We start from the raw sequence: 1,579 nt of genomic DNA on the forward strand, positions 1-1,579 counted from the left end.
TAAAAACACAACGGGGCCGGCGTGCGATCCGCGTGCCGGCGAGACGCGCCGTCAATCCCGGCGGCGTGCAACCCGTGAGCCGCCGCGCCAAGCCGTCGCCACTGCGCGTCGCCGGACACCGGCGGCACCAGCCTGCCCGGCCGCAAGGTAGCCAAAGCAGGAGACCTTCTCATGAGTTTGTTTCGTACCAAGAACATTGAATCCATGCTGGCAGCCGCCCGCGACGATGGCCTGAAGAAGGTGCTGGGTCCGGTGGACCTGATCTTCATGGGCATTGGCGCCATCATCGGCACCGGCATCTTCGTGCTGACCGGCACCGGCGCCCTGACCGCCGGCCCGGCGCTGACCGTGTCCTTCGTGATCGCGGCGATGGCGTGCGGGTTTGCCGCCCTGTGCTACGCGGAGTTCGCTTCCGCGATTCCGGTCTCGGGTTCGATCTACACCTACAGCTACGCCACGCTGGGCGAGATCGTGGCGTGGATGATCGGCTGGGACCTGCTGCTCGAGTACGGGCTGGCCACTTCGGCGGTGTCGGTGGGCTGGTCGGGCTACTTCCAGTCGCTGATGGCGGGCTTCGGCTGGCACTTGCCGGCCGTGCTCACGGCGGCGCCGGGAGCGGTGCCAGGCGTGCATACGCTGTTCAACCTGCCGGCGGCGCTGATCATGCTGGGCATCACCTGGGTGGTGTCCTACGGCGTGCGCGAGTCGGCGCGCCTCAACAACGTGATGGTGGCCATCAAGATCTCGGTGGTACTGCTGTTTATCGCGGTGGGCGTGTGGCACGTCAAGCCGGCCAACTGGCATCCGTTCGCGCCGTACGGCATGACCGGCGTGTTCAATGCGGCGGCGCTGGTGTTCTTCGCCTTTATCGGTTTCGACGCGGTGACCTCGGCCGCCGAGGAAGTGCGCAACCCGCGCCGCGACCTGCCGGTCGGCATCATCGGTTCGCTGCTGGTCTGCACGGTGCTGTACGTGACGGTGGCGGCCATCATGACGGGCATCGTGCCCTTCGCCAAGTTCGCCGGCATCGACCATCCGGTCTCGCTCGCGCTGCAATACGCCGGCCAGGACTGGGTGGCGGGCTTCGTCGATCTCGGCGCCATCCTGGGCATGACCACGGTGATCCTGGTGATGACCTTCGGCCAGACCCGCATCATCTTCGCCATGTCGCGCGACGGCCTGCTGCCGGCGCGGCTGTCCAAGGTACACCCGGTGCATGCCACGCCGTTCTTCGCCACCTGGACCGTGGGCATCGTGTTCGCGCTGATCGCCGCCGTGGTGCCGCTCAATGTGCTGGCCGAGCTGATCAATATCGGCACGCTGTCGGCTTTCACGCTGATCTCGGTGGCGGTGCTGGTGCTGCGCAAGACGCGGCCGGACCTGCCGCGTGCCTTCCGCTGCCCGGGCGTGCCGGTGGTGCCGCTGCTGTCGGTGGGTTTCTGCCTGTTCCTGATGGCCCACCTGCAGCCGTTGACCTGGGTTGCCTTCCTGGCCTGGCTGGCGCTCGGCCTGGCGATCTACTTCCTCTACGCGCGCCGCAACGCGGTGCTGCACGGCGGTAACTGACGCCGCCAGCCGC

The 1,579-nt window shown here is 67.4% G+C and carries 1 protein-coding gene; it reads left to right on the forward strand.

All coding sequences use genetic code 11. The features are described from left to right. Positions 1-171: 171 nt before the first annotated feature. Positions 172-1,566, forward strand: coding sequence for an amino acid permease (locus P3W85_RS37625; protein WP_017224844.1), 1,395 nt, complete (start codon positions 172-174; stop codon positions 1,564-1,566). Positions 1,567-1,579 lie beyond the last annotated feature (13 nt).

Source organism: Cupriavidus basilensis, from assembly GCF_029335485.1.
Classification (GTDB): domain Bacteria; phylum Pseudomonadota; class Gammaproteobacteria; order Burkholderiales; family Burkholderiaceae; genus Cupriavidus; species Cupriavidus basilensis_E.

Bases quoted from the DNA above. Each gene is read 5' to 3' on its own strand.
- P3W85_RS37625 (WP_017224844.1), top strand. From the start codon at position 172: ATGAGTTTGTTTCGTACCAAGAACATTGAATCCATGCTGGCAGCCGCC.